Origin of the sequence: Bacillus sp. AFS015802, from assembly GCF_002561455.1 — a bacterium.
Classification (GTDB): Bacteria; Bacillota; Bacilli; order Bacillales; family Bacillaceae_B; genus Rossellomorea.
This window is the reverse complement of record NZ_NTUP01000002.1, coordinates 158,702-177,998: the sequence shown is the minus strand read 5'-3', so window position 1 is coordinate 177,998 and position 19,297 is coordinate 158,702. Positions and strand designations below refer to the sequence as shown.

The window sequence follows — 19,297 nt, the reverse complement described above, 5'->3', positions numbered from 1 at the left end:
TGAATCCCCATGTTGATCAGGCGGCGAACAAATCAATTGTTTGCCGTCCTTTTTATGCAAAGACCATTTGGACCCAATAGAACAATAAGAATAATGAAACGACCGTTGCCGCGGGGATGACGATCAGGGAGACACTTAAATAATCCTTCCATTGGACTTTGATATTATTTTGCCTCAGGATATGCAACCAAATGAGTGAGGCCAGTGTCCCGATCGGTAAAAGAAGGGAACCGATGTCACTTCCGATGATATTGGCAAGATAGATGGTCTTCAGCGTAACGGGGTCCAGCCCCATTTCCGTCAAGGTAATCGTTCCGACCATCAGAGCAGGATGGTTATTAAAGATGTTCGAAAGAATCGAAACCAATCCCCCCATGATGAAGCTCGCCTGCAGCAGTCCCTGGTTGACAATCGGTTCACACAGCGTAACGAGCATCTCCGTCAGCCCTGCATTATGCAATCCGTATATGATGACATACATAGAGAAGGCAAAAATCAGGATGTGCCATGGTGTCTTCTTCAGGATATCCACCGGATTCGTGCCTAAATGATACCATCTCCATAACAGCAAAGCGCCCGACCCCAGTACGGCAACCAATTCGATGGGGATCGCCAGGTAGGAAGCAACGAAAAGGAGGCAGCGCATGATGAAGACAAACAGTAACACTTTCAGCATGAATGCTGTTCGCTTTTTCTTTGTTTCAACCGAAATCGTTCCTTTCAGGGGATGAAAATTCTTCGTGAAAAAACGTTCTTCCACATCATATGCCGAGGCTGGTAATGTTTTCGGCAACTTATTCTTGACTACGATGAACATAAGCAGCGACATGAACATCAATCCTAACGTGGCCGGTACAAACATCATGGCGGTATGCATATAGAGGGACATATGAACAATCTCAAGGGCAATCAGATTGACGATATTACTTACTCCGATCGGGGCACTTGATGCAGTGGCGATCAATGCGCCGCTTAACAGATACGGAATCATTTCATGCGGTTTCAGACGAAGATTTTTAAGAAGGAGAATTAAGATGGGGGTTGTTATGAGAATGCTGCCATCATTATTGAATAATAGGGTCATCAAAAAACACAGCAATTGAATGTACCAGTATAAGCGGTATCCGGAGTTTTTGGACAATTTCACCAGCCTTGCAGCCGCCCAATGAAAAAAACCGAAGCTTTCCAGTATGACAGCCATGACAATCGTTGCCATGATGGTAATCGATGCACCCCCTATCTTACTGAGGATATCTGCCACGTCTGTAAGGGATACCGTTCCCATAAGAAATATAATCAACGCACCAACCGATGCAGGCCATGCCTCATTCATTCCACCCGGCCTCAAAAAAATCACCACCATCGTCATCACGAATACAAAAATGGTCATTCCGATCGTGAAAGACATGTTTATTTCTCCTTTCTAATGATTGTAATGGACAATTTGATCTGCATGTCCCATTCCCTATATGTATATTCACCCTTAAAGAGAAGGACTGTTTTTTTCACCTAAATCTAGTAAAATGTATGTTTGTCACTCTAGTATATTTGCCGGTCCATGATAAATGCGGATGAAATCAGGGCCGGATGCCCCGGAAATCTACTAATGACATCTTGTTTCTTGTAGTTGTTAATCATAATCGGGCTTGAGTAAGAAAATGAATCTTCCTTTTCTCACTCAAACACAAAGAATTTTTGAAAAAAGCATTGACGAACGGCATGAATGTTCCTTATAATAAATCTTGACCGATTCACGGGGCATTAGCTCAGCTGGGAGAGCGTTTGGCTGGCAGCCAAAAGGTCAGCGGTTCGATCCCGCTATGCTCCATACAAAAAAAGAAGATGGGGAAATCTTGTATACAAGATTTCCCCATCTTCTTTTTCTTGTTTAATACACGTGTTAGTAGCGGTTTTCATTTAAACTGGGCATTATTTAGCAAATGGAATGAACTCAAACTTCGTAATGACTATTTCTGCTTCCTTCTGATTCAATGGAGCCTTTCCTCCAAATAACCATAAATTAATGTCTACTTTTTCGTTCTTGGTATCAGGAATATCGCTTCCTCTATAGGTCCATTCCTTGATTCGGTACCATTCTATCGGACTTGGTAATTTGGAATAGTGTCCATGGAGGGAAAGGAATTTAATGGCGGATGGAGTCCATGAAAAACTATGGGTTGAATAGTTTCCGCTGAGCTTCGTTTGAAATTGGACTATATTTCCCGCTTTAGTATAGGGCTGAACGACGTATTGAGAATTCGGTCCCTTTGGATATCCCCATTTCGCAAATTCAATGTCGATTTCCCGATAATTGCTTGCAGCAGCATCTGAAGAAGTACCATCATATGTGAATAAACCTAAAGTGATATTAGGATCCAATAAATCCGGTCGGCCATCCACAAAGAATCGATACGTTCCATATCCAAGAGTTTTTGTGTTATAAATCTCAACACAGTACCACTTATTGTTCCGTTTTGTGATTTTCAAGTGTAGTCTCCCGGCACTGTCTACCCATACATTTTCAGTACTACCTGAAAAGTAATTTGGTCCTGGCCCCCATTTGTTGGTAGAAGAATGTTTCACATTCCATGTGTAGCCACTCCATTTAATAGTTCTATTAATCAATGTCATTCCTCCGATATAATTAAATTTCTACTATATCTTATGTACTATTTTTCTAAAAGCAGGTAAATTTGTCCATAAAACGAAAAATTATTCTATAAACCGATGGGTTTGATGGGTATTGGTAGGTTTATGGACCTATGACAATGGGTAGTAGATAAAAAGTAAATTTATGGATAAAATATGACGTTGTATTACTCTATCGGCAAAAAGGAGAATGATATGAAACAAATGAAGCCTCTATTTATTTTAGCCTTGTTACTCCTCCTTCTAACAGGATGTCAGGGAGAAACCGAAAATGCCGCTACAAAGGAAAAAGGCGGACAGGATCCCGGCCAGCCTGCCCCAGCTTCCAAGGACGTGGATGTATCAAATACCCCAGAAGAATGGATCAATGAGGACGAGGGCGAACTCTATCAACAATACATAGAAAAGAAAAGCTGGTCCAAAGAACCCGAAGCCTATAAAAAGGCTACAGGGAGGGCCATCGATGAATATATGGAGAACATCGGTACGAAGGAAACGGAGAAATGGAGCGAACAAAAATGGACACGGTCCGTCCTCTCAAGCCTCCAAACGGGATATGGGGACATTGCCTCGGAGCTCGAAAACTATGAGGTCATCTATGAGGAACTGAAATTGCCAGATGGCAGGCTCCTGCAGGATATCGAGATGGATGAGATTAACCAGAAAGATGATAAAGAGGTGAACGTGGCCTTATTGATCGACTCGAGCGGGAGCATGAAGGCCGAAGTGGACGGCGAAAGCAAGATGTCCCTTGCAAAGGAAAGCCTGGAGCGCCTTGCAAAGGAGCTTCCGGAATCGGTGAACATTTCCCTTATTGCGTTCGGTCACAAGGGAACCGGAAATGATGCAGACAAAGAAATGTCATGTAAGGCCGTCGAGTCGCTCTACCCCCTTCAACCGTATGACGGCGCAGCCTTCTCTGAATCACTATCAACATTCGGACCCAAGGGCTGGACCCCATTGGCATCGAGCATTGAATTAGCCAATGAACAGCTTTCTTCCCAAAGTGAGGAAAATACCGAGAATTTCATATATGTCGTGAGTGATGGAATCGAAACTTGTGATGGCGACCCGGTTGCAGCAGCCCAAAAGGTGAAGGCGGACAATACCAATGTCAGCATCAACATCATCGGATTCGATGTGGACACAGAAGCCGATGAGCAATTAAAGAAAGTCGCAGAAGCAGGTGGCGGAGATTACTCTTCAGTGAAAACGAAACAACAATTGTCTGAGATAGAAAGTGTGTGGAAAGAAGCCATCAATAAGAATACGTGGAGATGGTGGGCGGTCCATCGCTTCAGTGACAATGTGTGGACGACGGTCGACCACTATAATGCTTTGAGAGATATCGACTCCACTTATCAGTCCATGCTCCGAAATGAACAAAACAGATTGACCCAGACGCTCAACCGCCTGGAAAAGGAAGAACTCATCGATTCAGAGAAACGTTCGGCCATCTCTTCTCTCCTCGATGACCGGGAGGAAAAAATCAGAAACTACTTGAATGATCTGGAATCAGCAAAGCGCGAAGAAGTGAAGACCGTATCTGACCAACTGGATGAGCGGTTGGATGCGATTAAAGAGCAGGTCGGGATTTGACAGAGGAGTCCGGTCGGATGATCGGACCTTTTTTTCTGTGGATTTAATTGACTTTTCTGAATACGGTAAGTACCATTTTCCTTATAAGGAAATGCAAGCCGATTACATACGCTTCCTTTTTATGATTTGCACCTGTTCCGGCAAAGAAGAAAGGAGAAGAATACCATGAATCAGTATGGAAACCACGTCCAAAATGAAATCTATCAGAAGAAGGTGCGTCCCTCCATTCCGTTCCGGTTTGAAGAGCTTGAGCAAAGGGCAAGGGAGAAGCTTGATGACGGGCCCTATTATTATGTGGCGGGCGGTGCCGGTGGTGAGGACACGATGCGGGCCAACAGAAACGCGTTCGACCGCTGGCAGATTGTTCCCAGGATGTTGAATAATGTTGAAAAGCGTGATCTGAAAGTGACGTTATTGGGTCAGACATATCCCTCCCCTCTAATGCTCGCTCCCATCGGAGTGCAATCCATCGTTCATCCTGAAGGGGAACTGGCGTCAGCACGTGCGGCGGCATCCATGAACGTTCCATTCATTTCAAGTTCTGCCTCTGCTCATTCCATGGAGGAAATCGCTTCCGTCATGGGGAACTCCCCAAGATGGTTTCAGCTTTATTGGAGCAACGACCGTGAAATTGCAGCCAGTATGCTCAAAAGGGCTGAATCGTCCGGATACTCCGCTATCGTCGTGACACTCGATGCGCCGATGATGGCATGGCGTGAAGCCGACCTTGAAAATGCTTATCTACCCTTTCTGTGGGGAGAAGGAGTGGGGAATTATGTGAGCGACCCTGCGTTTCGTTCCATGCTCAAAGATCCTCCGGAAGTGGACGCTAAGGCAGCTGCCATCCTTTGGTCCCAAGTGTTCGGCAATGCTCGTTTAACATGGGGTGACCTGGAGTTCCTGCGGGATCACACAAGTCTTCCTATACTTCTTAAAGGAATACTGCACCCTGACGATGCAAAGCTTGCCATCGACCACGGAATGGATGGAATCATTGTATCCAATCACGGCGGAAGACAGGTTGACGGTGCCATCGGAGCCTTGGACGCTTTGCCGGTGATTTGTGAGGTCGTGAATGGACGGATACCTGTCCTGTTTGACAGTGGGATCCGACGGGGGGCGGATGTGGTGAAGGCATTGGCCCTGGGAGCGAGCTCCGTCCTCTTAGGCAGGCCCTACATGTACGGACTGACCCTGGCCGGTGAACAAGGGGTGAAAGAAGTGATCCGGAATGTACTGGCCGACCTTGATTTGACCTTGGCCCTTTCCGGCCAAACATCCGTTTCTGAATTGGATCGTTCTCTTATGACCAACGTGAGAGACGGATTATTTCCTTCTAAGAAAGAGAGACCGGACACTCAATCTGCAGGAATGACGTTTTAATTGTAGCCTCTGTCTAAACGACAGGGGCTTTTTATTCAGCTTATTTGTGCCTTCAGACACCATCACGAACTTTATAGACAGAGAATCATGAAACTTCCCTGCCCTCCGCCCACCTCTTACATGGTATACTTTCAGGTATAAAGGGGTTGATAATTTTGGAAAAGTATCCAGTATTTGAAACAGAGAGATTAATGCTCAGACAAATCTCCATGGAGGACGTCGATTTTCTTTACGAACTCTATACTTCCGAGGAGGTCCTCCGCTATTTCGGGATGAGTCCCATTGACTCGAAAGACGTGGCAGTCAGTATGGTGGAGAACTATGAAAAGCACCTGGAATCTGGCGGTCCCATGCGTTTTGCCATTGTGGAGAAATCTACGGGTAAAATGATCGGGACATGCGGTTTCCACGCCATTTCGAAGTCATACAAGCGCTGTGAAATCGGATATGACCTGAGCCCCGGACATTGGGGTAAGGGAATCATGGGGGAGGCGCTTTCGCCATTACTCAGCTATCTATTTACGGATAAAGGAATGAACCGGGTAGGCGCAGTGATCGTCCCTTATAATAAGGCGTCTTCACGGGTGGTGGAGAAGCTTGGATTCAAGCAGGAGGGACTGCTGAGGGACTATATCCTACAGGGAGACCGGGCATATGACGCCCATATGTACAGTTTATTAAAGAAAGAATGGAATTCTGAGTTTTAGACGAACCCGAAAAGGAAAGAATGGTCAGTGCAGATGAAAAAGGAGCTGGTAAAATGGTACAGCAAATGTTTCATGGGTTTTTGCGCTGGCCTTTAGTCATTCGGATATTCATGATCGCCATTACATTGATGCTGTCATTCGGCACAATCATTCATTTCATAGAGCCGGATACCTTCCCCTCTTTATTCGATGGGATCTGGTGGGCCATCATTACGACATCCACGGTAGGATACGGGGATTTTGTCCCACTGACGACTGAAGGAAGAATACTTGGGATCGTCCTCATCCTTGTCGGAGCCGGCTTCCTTTCCACCTATTTTGTCACACTGGCGGCTGAAACCGTCATGACACAAAATGCTTATCTGGAAGGAAGGGCAACGTTTAAAGGAAAAGAACATGTCATCATCGTGGGATGGAATGAGCGGGCGCGGGAAGTGATCAATCAGCTGACGTCCCTGCATTCCGGGTGTGATATCATTTTGGTGGATGAAACCCTTCAGAAGAACCCTTATAACAATAAACATATCCATTTCGTGAAGGGGACCCCATTCAGGGACTCGATTCTGAAAAAGGTGAATCTTCATGAAGCGTCGATTGCCATCATCACCGCCGATCAAAATAAGGATGAGATGACCTCGGACATGAATTCAGTCCTGACCCTCCTTGCCCTTAAAGGAAACCATCCCGAGTTATATACAGTGGTGGAGATCCTTCAAAAGGACCAAGTGGCGAATGCGAAACGTGCCGGAGCCGATGAAGTCATCCAGACAAATTTGCAAACCAGCTATGTAATGATGAACAGCATCATTTCCCAAGGTATGTCGAAAGCGATTTTAAAGCTTTTGAATCACTTGAAAGGAAATAATCTGAAGCTGATTCCCGTTTCAGAAGAGTATATCAATGAAAATTTCCACTCATTAAGCAGTCATCTGCTAAAGAACAACATCATCCTTTTAGGCATTAAAAAAGGAGAAAACACAACCGTGAATCCTCCTCTAACGATGATGGTTGAAGAATCAGACGAGCTGCTTGTGATTTCTAACTAGAAAACAGCGTGTCCTCAAGTTCTTTCACAAGCTCCTTTCCAACGGAAATATACTCTTCCGGAAAGCTTGCATCGGGATCCTGGGGCTCTGAGAATTGATTGACGGATCCTGAAAAATTCCCTGTCGACGCAAAATCGTCCAGGCCGATCTGATACTTATGGGAAAGCAGGAACGGCTTACCGAATTCCACGGTCGCCCCCCTTGAATCCAGTTGTCCGTCAACAGACGTAAACGGAACTCGTAAAAATTGATAGCCGACCTCGTCATCAATTTTATAATCAAAATAGCCGTGATCGTAATCCCAATTCCCGCCGATCGAATAACCAAGCGGCTTTAATAGCTGTTCAAGTTTATACAGTTGATAATGCTGTCCTTCAATGCTTGATGAAAGCTCAATCACGTGGATGCATCCCCTTTCTTTTAGGGATAGTTTCTCCTAAAAGAAAAGAAAAATGTAAAAAGAGCACTGAGATTTACTCAGTGCTCTTGTTCATTATTTAAGGCGTTTTTCAAGCTCGGCTTTCTTCTCTTCAAAGCCCGGTTTTCCAAGAAGGGCAAACATATTCACTTTATATGCTTCAACGCCCGGCTGGTCGAATGGGTTCACACCAAGAAGGTATCCACTCATGGCACAGGCTTTCTCGAAGAAGTACACAAGGTAACCGAATGTGTACGCATCCATTGCAGGGATTTCAACGATCAGGTTTGGAACCCCACCATCTGTATGGGCAAGCAATGTTCCTTCGAAGGCTTTATTGTTTACGAAATCCACTGTCTCGCCAGCCAGATAGTTCAATCCATCCAAATCACTATCCGCTTTCTCGATTTTCAGCTCGTGACGGGGTTCAGAAACCTTGATGACTGTTTCAAAAATGTCACGGCGTCCTTCCTGAACGTATTGCCCAAGAGAATGAAGATCTGTCGAGAAGTTCGCGGAAGAAGGATAAATGCCTTTTTGGTCTTTTCCTTCACTTTCACCGAACAGCTGCTTCCACCATTCAGCAAAGTACTGCAATCCAGGCTCATAGTTGATGAGCATTTCGATTGTTTTTCCCTTGTTGTAAAGTGCGTTACGGACAGCAGCATATTGATAAGCAGCGTTTTCCGTCAGCTCGGATTTGCTGAAATCTTCACGCGCCTGTGCCGCGCCGTTCATCATCGTCTCGATTTCCACTCCGCTGACGGCAATCGGAAGCAATCCTACTGCTGTCAGGACAGAGTAACGACCACCGATATCATCAGGAACGACGAATGTTTCATAGCCTTCGTCCGTTGCCAGAGTCTTCAAGGCACCCTTCGATTTATCCGTAGTGGCATAAATACGCTTACGTGCTTCTTCCACTCCGTACTTTTCTTCAAGCATATTGCGGAAGATACGGAAGGCAAGGGCCGGTTCAGTTGTCGTACCGGACTTTGAGATCACATTGATGGAGAAGTCCTTTCCATCAAGTAGATCCATTAAGTCTCTCATGTAGGTAGAGCTGATGTTTTGCCCAACGAATAACACTTGTGGCGTGGAACGCTTATCTTTCGGAAGGGCATTATAGAAGCTGTGGTTCAGCATCTCAATTGCCGCACGCGCTCCGAGGTAAGATCCACCGATACCGATCACAAGAAGGATATCGGAATCATTTTTGATTTTCTCCGCTGACTTCTGGATGCGGGAAAATTCTTCTTTGTCGTAATCTACAGGAAGATCGATCCAACCAAGGTAGTCGCTCCCTGCACCTGTTTGTTCATGTAGTGAATGATGGGCAACCTTAACCGCATCACTTAAGTATGTAAGTTCGTGTTCTCCAAAAAACGATAACGCTTTTGAATAATCAAAACGAATGTGTGTCATAACCATCCTCCGATTAAAATATTTTCTTCTATCTCACTTTATCGAAAGCTGACCCGAGAATCAAGAAAGCTCCCTTTATGTAAGCGTGTGCATGACAAACTTTTTATCCACTGGTGCCTTCCCCGCTTATATTCCCCTAGTTACTGGGAAAGAAACCCTGATATTTATGGAATTCGCCGTGGAAAACAAAAAAGAGGGACGGACCTCGTTCGCCAAGGTCCGTCCCTCCCCATTCCATTATAAAGATGCTCTTAAAATCGCAAGCACGTCTTCTTTGTTCAGTTTGTTGAAGTTACCGAATTCGCCGTTGACCATCGCTTTATCAGCCATAAGGTCTAATTGGCTGTCGTCGATGTCATAGTCCGCAAGGCGTGTAGGTGCACCTAGGCTTGACCAGAATTCACGAAGCTTCTCGATTCCTTCAAGGGCCACCTCTTCTTCCGATTTACCTGCTGGATCGACGTTGAATACGCGTTCAGCCATCTGTGCAAATCGTGAAGGATTCACTTTCAGGTTATGCTTCATCCAGTTCGGGAACAGGATCGCAAGTCCGCCTGCATGTGGGATGTCGTATACAGCCGACACGGCATGCTCGATATTATGGCTTGCCCAGTCACCGTTGTAACCCATTTGAAGCATTCCGTTAAGGGCGATCGTACCGGAGTACAGGATCGTCTCACGAAGCTCGTAGTTTTCAAGATCGTTGATCAGCTTTGGAGCTGTTTCGATAACGGTCTTGAGGACAGATTCACACATACGGTCCTGAAGCGGTGTGTTTGTAGCATTATTGAAGTACTGTTCAAACACGTGACTCATCATGTCAACCATCCCATAGATGGTGTGATCCTTTGGTACGGTGAACGTATTTTCAGGATCCAGGATCGAGAATTGAGGGAACGTCACCGGGCTTCCCCAACCATATTTCTCGTTTGTTTCCCAGTTCGTGATAACCGATCCCGCATTCATTTCAGAACCAGTTGCAGCAAGGGTAAGCACCGTTCCGAATGGAAGGGCTTCTTTGGCAAATGCTTTCTTCGTTACGAGGTCCCAGGCATCTCCGTCATATTTTGCACCGGCAGCGATGGCTTTCGTACAATCGATGACACTTCCTCCACCTACGGCTAAAATGAAATCGATGTTATTTTCTTTACTTATCTCCACTCCGCGTCTGACGGTCGAAAGACGTGGATTCGGCTCGACTCCGGATAGTTCGAATACTTCGCTGTCAATCTCTTTAAGCAATGACATGACTTGGTCGTATAGGCCGTTGCGCTTGATGCTTCCTCCACCGTATACAACAAGCACCTTTTTCCCATATTGAGGTACCAATTCTTTTAATTGTTCTACTTGTCCTTTACCAAAGATCAATTTAGTTGGATTGTAAAATGTAAAATCATTCATTGTTTGTTACCTCCTTCTATTCTGTAAGGGTTCAATTACTTCGTTACCCAAAATGTTCTTAACACATTTTCTATTATCAAATATATCCTCCCCAAATTGCAAAGAACTTGCACAAGGAATTTTTACTAGGTGCATTCTGAATAGGAACTGGCAAGGTGGGAAACTTATTAATGAGCCATTGAAATCTAAGGAGGAAAACAACATGAGTGGTATTCAGCGTATTGCTTTGGTTCTTACGATCATTGGTGCTGTCAACTGGGGACTTATCGGCTTCTTTCAATTCGATCTTGTTGCAGCGATCTTTGGTGGTCAAGATGCCGCATTGTCCCGTATCGTTTACGGTTTAGTCGGAATTGCCGGCCTCATCAACCTTGGTCTGTTATTCAAACCGACGGAAGAGCTTGAAAGAGAACCTCATACAGAGCCGACAAGATAAAAAGAACCTCATCAGAAAAGGTGACCCAACCCGGGTCACCTTTCTTATTTCAATAATTTCTTGAGGATCTGCAAACCGAATCTTCCACTAGGGTAGCGGAAGCTCATATCGAATTTCGTCGTCTGCTTCAAAATGCTCTTGTAATGGGAGAAGGTTGAAAAGCTCGATTCCCCATGATAATTTCCGATCCCGCTCTCCCCTACACCACCGAAAGGAAGATAAGGCGTTACGATGTGCATGAGCGTATCATTCACACATCCGCCCCCGTAGGAAATCGATCCGTTGATCCTCTCTTCAGTAACAGGATTGCTGGTGAACAAATAAAGGGCAAGGGGTTTCGGACGTTCGGTCACAAACTCGATGACTTCCTCCAGATCCTCATACTCGATGACAGGAAAAACAGGTCCGAAAATCTCATCCTGCATCACCGGTACGGAAAAATCCCTTGGCTCCATTAAGGTCGGTTCGATCTTTAAGCTCGAGGGATCTACATTTCCCCCTAAAAGGATTTCCCCGTCTTCCAAATAGCTTGTCAGACGATTGAAATGACGCTCGTTGACGATCCGTCCGAATTTATCGCTTTTCAAAGGTTCAGTCCCATAAAACTCAATGACGGCTTTCTTGAATTCAGTTATGAATTCATCTTTCTTGCTTTTATGAATGAACAGATAGTCCGGCGCAATGCATGTCTGCCCGGCATTTGTCACCTTTCCGAATGCGATACGTTTAGCGGCAAGGGGAATATCCGCCGTTTCGTCCACGATGCACGGGCTTTTCCCGCCCAGTTCAAGGGTCACCGGGATCAACTGCTTTGCCGCCGCTTCCATGACGACTTTCCCTACAGGTACACTTCCGGTGAAAAAGATATAGTCAAAGGGCTGCTTCAGAAGGTTCTGGGTGGTTTCCACCCCGCCCTCAATGACGAATAGCTGTCGCGGATCAAAATGTGTATTGATCATTTGCGCCAGTAAGGCAGACGTGGTGGGAGTGAGCTCCGACGGTTTGATGATCGCCGTATTTCCTGCCGCGATCGCTCCGATGACCGGTGCCAGCGCCAGCTGAATCGGATAATTCCAAGGTGCGATGATCAGTGTGACCCCGTACGGTTCCGGTACCGTGTAGGCCTTCGATCCGATATGGGTTTTCGCGGTTTTTACTTTCTTCGGTTCAGCCCACTCATCGATGTGCTTCTGCACGAATCGAATCTCCTCCAGCAGGATGCCGATTTCTGTCACATACGTTTCCATTTCGGATTTATTCAGATCTTTTTTTAACGCGTCGATGATTTCTGCTTCATGACTTTTTATGACAGCAGAGAACTTTTCCAACAATTCTTTTCTGTATTGAATGGGACGAGTCACCCCGGATTTAAAAAATTGCTTATGCTGTTGAAGACTGGTTTCTATCATTTCAACAGAAGCCTCCTCTATAAGCAGTTCAGTAGACATATGGTTCCCTCCAAATCTTTCATGTTTAATCGTTTAAACACAAGAACGTAATACATATTCTTATATCAATTTCAATGATTTTACCCAAAATAATCCCTTTCTAATCATTTCTACATACAAGCCTGAATTCCTTTAAACACAAAAAAAGAACGTACCTCATTTCAAAAATGAGAATACGTTCTTTCATCATGCGATCGTTACACCCAACCTCTAAATCTTGAGGCTTCAGCCATTTTGCGTGCGCCGACCATGTATGCGGCTAGTCGCATATTCACTCGACGATTCTGAGATGTTTCGTATACATTGTTGAAAGCTTCCACAAGTTTAGCATAAAGCTTCTCGTTTACTTCTTCTTCTGTCCAGTAGTACCCTTGATTATTCTGAACCCATTCGAAATAAGAAACCGTCACTCCACCGGCACTTGCAAGTACGTCGGGAACAAGGAGGATTCCTCTTTCTGAAAGAATTCGTGTTGCTTCAAAAGTAGTCGGACCGTTTGCAGCTTCTACTACAATGGATGCTTTGATGTCATAGACATTCTGTTCCGTGATTTGGTTTGAAATCGCGGCAGGAACGAGGATGTCACACTCCAGCTCCAATAACTCTTTATTTGAAATCGTGTTTTCAAACAGAGTCGTTACGGTACCGAAGCTATCACGACGATCAAGCAGATAATCGATATCCAAACCGGCCGGATCATGGAGGGCTCCATGGGCATCGGAAATCGCGATGACCTTTGCTCCGGCATCATGCATGAACTTCGCTAAGAAACTGCCGGCATTTCCAAAACCTTGGATGACGACGCGGGCACCCTTGATATCGATGCCACGTTTTTTTGCTGCCTGTTCGATACAGATGGTCACACCTTGAGCTGTTGCTTTTTCACGACCTTGTGAACCACCAAGGACAATCGGTTTTCCTGTAATGAAACCTGGTGAGTCATTTTCACGCAGACGGCTGTACTCATCCATCATCCAGGCCATGATCTGAGAGTTCGTGTACACATCAGGTGCCGGGATGTCCTTCGTAGGACCGACAATCTGACTGATGGCGCGAACATATCCGCGGCTCAGCTTCTCCAGTTCAGTGAAGGACATCGTACGGGGATCACAGATGATCCCGCCTTTTCCTCCACCGTATGGAAGATCCACAATGCCGCATTTCAGGCTCATCCACATGGATAAAGCCTTTACTTCCTCTTCATCCACTTCAGGATGGAATCGTACGCCGCCTTTTGTAGGACCCACTGCATCATTATGTTGTGCACGATAGCCGGTGAATACTTTGATGCTGCCATCGTCCATTCGAACCGGGATACGAACGGTCAACATACGAATCGGCTCTTTCAGAAGTTCATACATTTCATCCGTATATCCAAGCTTTGATAAAGCATCATTGATGACATGCTGTGTAGAAGTAAACAGATTAAGGTTTTCTCCCATTGTAAACATTCGCCTCTTTATTATGTGATCTGAAACGTTGTAATTGTAACATATTACCGTATCTTAAACCATTGACTTGGGAAAGAAATAATTTTTATTTTCACACCTGTTTTCCGGCTGTTTCAAGAAAAAAACTTCTTACCCTGCCGGGGATTAAGACAGTACTTTTTTAATCCGTTCGATCGCCCAATCCAAGTCTTCCTGCGAGATGACAAGAGGTGGGGCAAAACGAATGACTGTATCATGTGTTTCTTTACAAAGCAGTCCTTCTTCTTTCAGTTGTTCACAGTATTTCCGGGCTGGTTCTGTCAGTTCCACTCCGATAAATAATCCGCTGCCACGAACTTCCTTAATCATAGGATTATCTATCTCACGAAGTTTACTCATAAAGTATTCTCCCATTTGAAGGGAACGACCCGCAAGATCTTCGTCGATCAATACATCGAGTGAGGCAACGGACACGGCACATGCCATTGGATTTCCTCCAAAAGTAGATCCATGAGATCCGGGATTGAATACACCGAGCACTTCTTCATCTGCCACCACACAAGAAATAGGGAATACTCCCCCTCCAAGTGCTTTACCGAGAATATACATATCCGGATCGACATCTTCCCACTCACAGGCAAACATTTTTCCTGAGCGGGCAAGACCTGCCTGGATTTCATCGGCAATGAACAGGACATTGTTTTCTTTACATAATTCATACGCTGCTTTCATGAACCCTTTTGGAGGGAATACGATCCCTGCTTCCCCTTGGATCGGTTCGATGAGGAACGCAGCTGTATTAGGCGTGATCGCTTCTTTCAATGCTTCAAGATCACCATAAGGAATCAAGTTGATCCCAGGAAGCATCGGACCGAAGCCGCGCTTGTATTCCTCTTCTGAAGAAAGGGAAACGGCAGTCATCGTTCTTCCGTGGAAATTCCCGTTACACGCAATGATTTCTGCGCTGTTTTCCGCTACACCCTTCACATCATAAGCCCAGCGGCGAGCCGTTTTGATGGCTGTTTCCACTGCCTCGGCACCCGTATTCATTGGAAGCGCCATGTCTTTACCTGTCAGCTGACAAATCTTTTCATACCAAGGAGCTAATTGATCATTGTGGAATGCGCGGGAAGTCAACGTCACGCGATCTGCCTGATCCTTTAACGCCTGGATGATCTTTGGATGACGATGCCCCTGATTGACTGCTGAATAAGCGCTTAGCATATCCATATATTTATTTCCTTCAGGATCTTTCACCCAAACGCCCTCTGCTTCTGAAATAACGATTGGTAGGGGATGATAATTTTTTGCCCCATACTTTTCCGTTTGTTCAATAATTGAATGAGTGCTAACTGCCATTTAAGTTCCTCCTTACGTAATGTAAAAGCGATTAATTGTTTTATACAAGGAGGGATCCCCTTACGAAAAGGCCCCTCCTGGTTCTACCCTTAAAGTGTTTCTCATGTTGTCTTTGCTTGAAAGTGAAGCAAAAGATGATCCCGACTGCCTGCTTTCTTTAAACAAAGATCCTTATTCATCCCTATGGGACATGATTCATGATCTAATACGCAAAAAATATTTGCATTTAGAAAACCCTTACACTTATAATAATGCAAAAGATGGTTGCGTTTTTCAAGAGTTTTTTAAAATTTTTTATAATTCCACTCTTTTTCCGGGTTTCACCGAAGTGAATGACCGGCTCCGTCAGAAACCAGCTGGAAAATTTGCGGGAATAGAGGGTCTATAGACGATACGTTTTGCAGTAAGAACCCATGTCAAGAAGAGGAGAGAGACAGCATGCTGGAATTTGAAAAACGGTTGTATATGTATGAAAAAGTCGCTGAACATCTCGAATCAGGCGTCCACGTCATTGATTCTACCGGAAGGACCATCATCTACAATCGCAAGATGAGGGAAATCGAAGGGATGGAAATCGAAGACGTCCTGGATAAAAACTTGCTGGATGTTTTCCAGTTTTACTCCGAGGAAGAAAGTACCCTTCTGAAGGTCCTGAATACAAAGGAACCCACCCTCAATGTGAAGCAGACCTATTTTAATATGAACGGGATTGAAATCACGACGATGAATGACACCTTCCCCATTTTTCACGACGAGGTGTTGATCGGAGCCATCGAGATTGCACGGGACATCACCAAGCTTGAAAAGGTGATGAGGGATCAAAACCCTAAAAAGCCGAAAAGCTTCTTTACTTTTGATAGCATCATCGGACATCATCCCCGCCTCGAGGACGCCGTCGAAACAGGAAAGCGGGCGACGAGGATTTCTTCACCGGTCCTGATCTGTGGTGAGATAGGGACAGGGAAAGAGTTGTTCGCCCAGAGCATTCACAACGACAGCGCACGGGCCAACCGTCCTTTCATCACCCAGAATTGTTCATCATTGCGGGATGACATGCTCGAAGAAATCCTTTTTCACGACGGAGAAGAAGGCAGCAGCCCGGAAGATCAAAGACCCCCTCTCTTCCGACAGGCCCAGGGAGGGACACTCCTGCTTGACGAAATCAATTCATTAACCCCTTCCCTTCAGGAGAAGTTATTAAACTTCTTCTCCCGGGGGAGGGACCTCCCATTTGATGTCCGGGTGATGGCGACGGTGAACGAGGATCCGATCGATGCCATCGCAGAAGGGCGCCTTTTGAAGGATCTTTATTACCGCCTGAGCATCGTGTCCGTTTTCATCCCTTCTCTCCGTTCAAGGAAAGAAGACCTGCAGGAGCTCGTGAACTATTTCATCGATCAGTTTAACCACCATTTCGCCATGAATATCAAGGGCATATCCGAGGAAGTGCAGGAAATTTTCCAACAATATGATTGGCCGGGGAATGTGAGGGAGCTCGAACATGTCATCGAAGGGGCATTCAATCTGGTCGGGTTTGAAGAGGAAATCGGATTCAACCACCTCCCATTCGGATTCAGACAGAGGATCCATCATACGACAGTAGGCGAAGAAATTCAGGATGAATCGGAGTTCCTCTACCAATCGGGAACCGAAATCAAGCCGCTGGAGCTATTCATAGAGGAAGCCGAAACCTATTATATTCAGAAAGCACTGAAATACCATGAGTTCAATATCACCAAAACCGCGAAGGCCCTTGGCATGAGCCGGCAGAACCTGCAATACCGTATTCGGAAGTATGGGATTGAGCGGAATTCGTTTTGAATGGGCGGAAGCCACTTTCTTTTTGAGAGAGTGGTTTTTTAGCGTGGTGGCAGGGGGGGTGTGAAATTTGTCGCTTTGTGTGGAACCGTCGATATTTTTTTGATCATTCCAGGTAACGGTCGATATGTTAAATCTCATAGAATCATCGGACAGGCAACATATCTCCACACAAAAAAAGAGACACCCCACTAAAACAGGTTGTCTCTTTGAGGAACCCTACCAGGCACATCACGCTTTCATCAGTTTGGAATCGGTGATGAAGCGGACGCCTTCTGTCGATTCCAGGGAGAACACTCCTCCCCTTCCTTCTCTTACATCCAATATGATCCGGAAATGCTTCCAATACTCATATTGCTGCTCATTCATATAAAAAGGACAGTCGGCTACAGTACCTACCAATACATCACTGTCACCGATGATCAGATCATCCTGACTTAAACACATAGGGGAACTGCCATCACAACATCCACCGGACTGATGAAACAGGAGGGCACCGTGCTTTCCCTTTAACGTTTCAATCAACTGGAGTGCTTGTTCTGTCGCCTCTAGTCGCTGCTCCATTTTAGAAGAATCCTAACGCTTTGGGGCTATAGCTGACTAGTAAATTCTTTGTTTGTTGATAGTGTGATAGCATCATTTTATGGTTTTCACGACCGATACCGGACATTTTGTAGCCACCGAATGCCGCATGTGCCGGGTATTGGTGATAACAGTTTGTCCATACGCGTCCTGCTTGAACCTCCCTGCCGAAACGGTAAGCCGTGTTCATGTCACGCGTCCATACTCCCGCTCCCAGTCCATAAAGGGTGTCATTGGCGATTTCAAGGGCTTCTTCCTTCGTTTTAAATGTGGTGACGGAAACAACCGGTCCAAAGATTTCTTCTTGGAAAATCCGCATTTTATTGTTGCCTTTGAATACGGTCGGCTTCACATAGAAACCTGCTTCCTGGTCACCATCCAGTGCATTTTGCTCCCCACCGATGAGTAATTCCGCTCCTTCTTCTTTCCCGATTTCAATATAAGAGAGAATTTTCTCCAATTGTTCTTGAGAGGCCTGGGCGCCGAGCATCGTATCTGTATCCAGCGGGTTCCCCTGCTTGATCTGCTTCACCCGTTCAATCGCACGCTCCATGAACTTATCGTAGATCGATTCCTGAATCAATGCCCTGGAAGGACATGTACACACTTCCCCCTGATTAAGCGCAAACATGACGAATCCTTCAACTGCTTTATCCAGGAAGTCATCATCCTGATCCATGACATCTTCAAAGAAGATATTAGGTGATTTCCCACCAAGCTCCAGTGTGACAGGAATGATGTTTTGAGAAGCATATTGCATGATCAGGCGGCCGGTTGTCGTTTCACCCGTGAAGGCTACTTTCCCAACGCGCTTGCTCTGTGCAAGGGGCTTCCCTGCTTCCACTCCAAATCCTTGAACGACATTCAGTACGCCTTTTGGCAGCAAGTCCTCAATCAATTCGACCAGGACCATGATGGATGCAGGTGTCTGCTCTGCCGGCTTCAATACGACACAGTTTCCTGCAGCAAGGGCAGGCGCTATCTTCCAAACAGCCATCAGGATCGGGAAGTTCCAAGGAATAATCTGGGCAACGACCCCGATCGGCTCATGGAAGTGATACGAAACGGTATCATTATCAATCTCTCCCAGAGATCCTTCCTGGCCCCTGATACATCCAGCGAAGTAACGGAAATGATCAACTGCAAGCGGCAGGTCTGCCGCCATCGTTTCACGAACAGGCTTCCCGTTATCCCACGTTTCTGCGACTGCCAGCATTTCCAGGTTCTCTTCCATGCGGTCTGCGATTTTATTTAAAATATTGGCTCTTTCTGCTACAGAAGTTTTGCCCCATGCGTCCTTCGCTGCGTGGGCCGCATCCAATGCTCTTTCAACATCCTCTTTATTGGAACGGGCTACTTTGATGAAGACCTTCCCCGTTACCGGTGATACATTTTCAAAATACTCCCCGCTTGCGGGCGGCACATATTCACCGCCGATAAAGTTCTCATATTTGTCTTTGAATTGTACCAATGATCCTTCCGTATTCGGATTATTATATAGCATCTAAGATCCTCCTGTATTTATGTATTTTTATAAATAAAGCGCTTTCATTTCTCATTATATGCCATCGGTGAGGTACGGACAAGTGTATTATT

The 19,297-nt window shown here is 45.5% G+C and carries 16 protein-coding genes and 1 tRNA gene; 7 read left to right on the top strand and 10 right to left on the bottom strand.

Going from position 1 to position 19,297, the window contains the following annotated elements:
* Window positions 1-52 precede the first annotated feature (52 nt).
* Window positions 53-1,408: an arsenic transporter gene (locus tag CN378_RS01410; protein ID WP_098350137.1), complete on the bottom strand. Its 1,356-nt coding sequence runs from the start codon at window positions 1,406-1,408 to the stop codon at window positions 53-55.
* Between the two features lie 347 nt (window positions 1,409-1,755).
* Between CN378_RS01410 and CN378_RS01405 the strand changes: the two genes are divergently transcribed.
* A tRNA-Ala gene (locus tag CN378_RS01405) sits at window positions 1,756-1,828 on the top strand.
* Window positions 1,829-1,929: 101 nt separating this feature from the next.
* On the opposite strand, the gene CN378_RS01400 is transcribed toward CN378_RS01405, so the two are convergent.
* On the bottom strand, window positions 1,930-2,487 hold the full coding sequence (locus tag CN378_RS01400; RefSeq protein ID WP_098350136.1) for a LamG domain-containing protein: 558 nt from the start codon (window positions 2,485-2,487) through the stop codon (window positions 1,930-1,932).
* Between the two features lie 357 nt (window positions 2,488-2,844).
* Between CN378_RS01400 and CN378_RS01395 the strand changes: the two genes are divergently transcribed.
* From CN378_RS01395 to CN378_RS01380, 4 genes are all read left to right on the top strand, one after another.
* Complete coding sequence (locus CN378_RS01395) at window positions 2,845-4,248, top strand: vWA domain-containing protein (RefSeq protein WP_179884757.1); 1,404 nt, start codon at window positions 2,845-2,847, stop codon at window positions 4,246-4,248.
* A 165-nt stretch (window positions 4,249-4,413) separates the two neighbouring features.
* A complete protein-coding gene (locus CN378_RS01390; RefSeq protein ID WP_098350134.1) occupies window positions 4,414-5,631 on the top strand; it encodes a lactate 2-monooxygenase in 1,218 nt (405 codons plus the stop codon).
* Between the two features lie 155 nt (window positions 5,632-5,786).
* Entirely contained in the window at window positions 5,787-6,338 is a 552-nt protein-coding gene (locus CN378_RS01385; protein WP_098350133.1) for a GNAT family N-acetyltransferase, read from the top strand.
* 53 nt (window positions 6,339-6,391) lie between these two features.
* Window positions 6,392-7,384 (top strand): potassium channel family protein, encoded by a 993-nt coding sequence (locus CN378_RS01380; RefSeq protein ID WP_098350174.1) that lies wholly within the window; start codon window positions 6,392-6,394, stop codon window positions 7,382-7,384.
* Here CN378_RS01380 and CN378_RS01375 read toward each other — a convergent pair.
* The 3 genes from CN378_RS01375 to CN378_RS01365 all read right to left on the bottom strand — a co-directional run bounded on the left by CN378_RS01375 (window position 7,377) and on the right by CN378_RS01365 (window position 10,628).
* On the bottom strand, window positions 7,377-7,784 hold the full coding sequence (locus tag CN378_RS01375; RefSeq protein WP_098350132.1) for a YugN-like family protein: 408 nt from the start codon (window positions 7,782-7,784) through the stop codon (window positions 7,377-7,379). The two genes, CN378_RS01380 and CN378_RS01375, sit on opposite strands and share 8 nt — an antisense overlap.
* A gap of 93 nt (window positions 7,785-7,877) precedes the next feature.
* Window positions 7,878-9,227 (bottom strand): glucose-6-phosphate isomerase, encoded by a 1,350-nt coding sequence (locus CN378_RS01370; protein WP_098350131.1) that lies wholly within the window; start codon window positions 9,225-9,227, stop codon window positions 7,878-7,880.
* Window positions 9,228-9,464: 237 nt separating this feature from the next.
* Complete coding sequence (locus CN378_RS01365; protein WP_098350130.1) at window positions 9,465-10,628, bottom strand: iron-containing alcohol dehydrogenase; 1,164 nt, start codon at window positions 10,626-10,628, stop codon at window positions 9,465-9,467.
* Window positions 10,629-10,830: 202 nt separating this feature from the next.
* On the opposite strand from CN378_RS01365, the gene CN378_RS01360 reads away from it, so the two are divergent.
* Window positions 10,831-11,064, top strand: coding sequence for a DUF378 domain-containing protein (locus CN378_RS01360; RefSeq protein WP_098350129.1), 234 nt, complete (start codon window positions 10,831-10,833; stop codon window positions 11,062-11,064).
* A gap of 44 nt (window positions 11,065-11,108) precedes the next feature.
* On the opposite strand, the gene CN378_RS01355 is transcribed toward CN378_RS01360, so the two are convergent.
* The 3 genes from CN378_RS01355 to CN378_RS01345 all read right to left on the bottom strand — a co-directional run bounded on the left by CN378_RS01355 (window position 11,109) and on the right by CN378_RS01345 (window position 15,301).
* Window positions 11,109-12,512, bottom strand: coding sequence for an aldehyde dehydrogenase (locus CN378_RS01355; RefSeq protein ID WP_098350128.1), 1,404 nt, complete (start codon window positions 12,510-12,512; stop codon window positions 11,109-11,111).
* A gap of 197 nt (window positions 12,513-12,709) precedes the next feature.
* Window positions 12,710-13,954, bottom strand: a complete 1,245-nt coding sequence (locus tag CN378_RS01350; protein ID WP_098350127.1) for a Glu/Leu/Phe/Val family dehydrogenase — start codon at window positions 13,952-13,954, stop codon at window positions 12,710-12,712.
* Window positions 13,955-14,107: 153 nt separating this feature from the next.
* Window positions 14,108-15,301: an ornithine--oxo-acid transaminase gene (locus CN378_RS01345; RefSeq protein ID WP_098350126.1), complete on the bottom strand. Its 1,194-nt coding sequence runs from the start codon at window positions 15,299-15,301 to the stop codon at window positions 14,108-14,110.
* A 438-nt stretch (window positions 15,302-15,739) separates the two neighbouring features.
* Between CN378_RS01345 and CN378_RS01335 the strand changes: the two genes are divergently transcribed.
* Window positions 15,740-17,122, top strand: a complete 1,383-nt coding sequence (locus CN378_RS01335; RefSeq protein ID WP_098350124.1) for a sigma-54 interaction domain-containing protein — start codon at window positions 15,740-15,742, stop codon at window positions 17,120-17,122.
* A 228-nt stretch (window positions 17,123-17,350) separates the two neighbouring features.
* Here the strand turns inward: CN378_RS01335 and CN378_RS01330 are convergent, their stop codons facing one another.
* Both CN378_RS01330 and adh read right to left on the bottom strand, forming a co-directional pair.
* On the bottom strand, window positions 17,351-17,683 hold the full coding sequence (locus CN378_RS01330; RefSeq protein WP_098350123.1) for a DUF779 domain-containing protein: 333 nt from the start codon (window positions 17,681-17,683) through the stop codon (window positions 17,351-17,353).
* A gap of 1 nt (window position 17,684) precedes the next feature.
* The gene (gene adh / locus CN378_RS01325; RefSeq protein ID WP_098350122.1) at window positions 17,685-19,205 is read right to left on the bottom strand and encodes an aldehyde dehydrogenase; all 1,521 of its coding nucleotides are present in this window, start codon (window positions 19,203-19,205) and stop codon (window positions 17,685-17,687) included.
* Window positions 19,206-19,297 lie beyond the last annotated feature (92 nt).

What these genes read in the sequence shown, in the direction of transcription:
- CN378_RS01410 (WP_098350137.1), bottom strand. Translation starts at nt 1,408, where the DNA reads ATGTCTTTCACGATCGGAATGACCATTTTTGTATTCGTGATGACGATG.
- CN378_RS01395 (WP_179884757.1), top strand. Translation starts at nt 2,845, where the DNA reads ATGAAACAAATGAAGCCTCTATTTATTTTAGCCTTGTTACTCCTCCTT.
- CN378_RS01390 (WP_098350134.1), top strand. Translation starts at nt 4,414, where the DNA reads ATGAATCAGTATGGAAACCACGTCCAAAATGAAATCTATCAGAAGAAG.
- CN378_RS01380 (WP_098350174.1), top strand. Translation starts at nt 6,392, where the DNA reads ATGGTACAGCAAATGTTTCATGGGTTTTTGCGCTGGCCTTTAGTCATT.
- CN378_RS01370 (WP_098350131.1), bottom strand. Translation starts at nt 9,227, where the DNA reads ATGACACACATTCGTTTTGATTATTCAAAAGCGTTATCGTTTTTTGGA.
- CN378_RS01365 (WP_098350130.1), bottom strand. Translation starts at nt 10,628, where the DNA reads ATGAATGATTTTACATTTTACAATCCAACTAAATTGATCTTTGGTAAA.
- CN378_RS01360 (WP_098350129.1), top strand. Translation starts at nt 10,831, where the DNA reads ATGAGTGGTATTCAGCGTATTGCTTTGGTTCTTACGATCATTGGTGCT.
- CN378_RS01355 (WP_098350128.1), bottom strand. Translation starts at nt 12,512, where the DNA reads ATGTCTACTGAACTGCTTATAGAGGAGGCTTCTGTTGAAATGATAGAA.
- CN378_RS01350 (WP_098350127.1), bottom strand. Translation starts at nt 13,954, where the DNA reads ATGGGAGAAAACCTTAATCTGTTTACTTCTACACAGCATGTCATCAAT.
- CN378_RS01345 (WP_098350126.1), bottom strand. Translation starts at nt 15,301, where the DNA reads ATGGCAGTTAGCACTCATTCAATTATTGAACAAACGGAAAAGTATGGG.
- CN378_RS01335 (WP_098350124.1), top strand. Translation starts at nt 15,740, where the DNA reads ATGCTGGAATTTGAAAAACGGTTGTATATGTATGAAAAAGTCGCTGAA.
- CN378_RS01330 (WP_098350123.1), bottom strand. Translation starts at nt 17,683, where the DNA reads ATGGAGCAGCGACTAGAGGCGACAGAACAAGCACTCCAGTTGATTGAA.
- adh (WP_098350122.1), bottom strand. Translation starts at nt 19,205, where the DNA reads ATGCTATATAATAATCCGAATACGGAAGGATCATTGGTACAATTCAAA.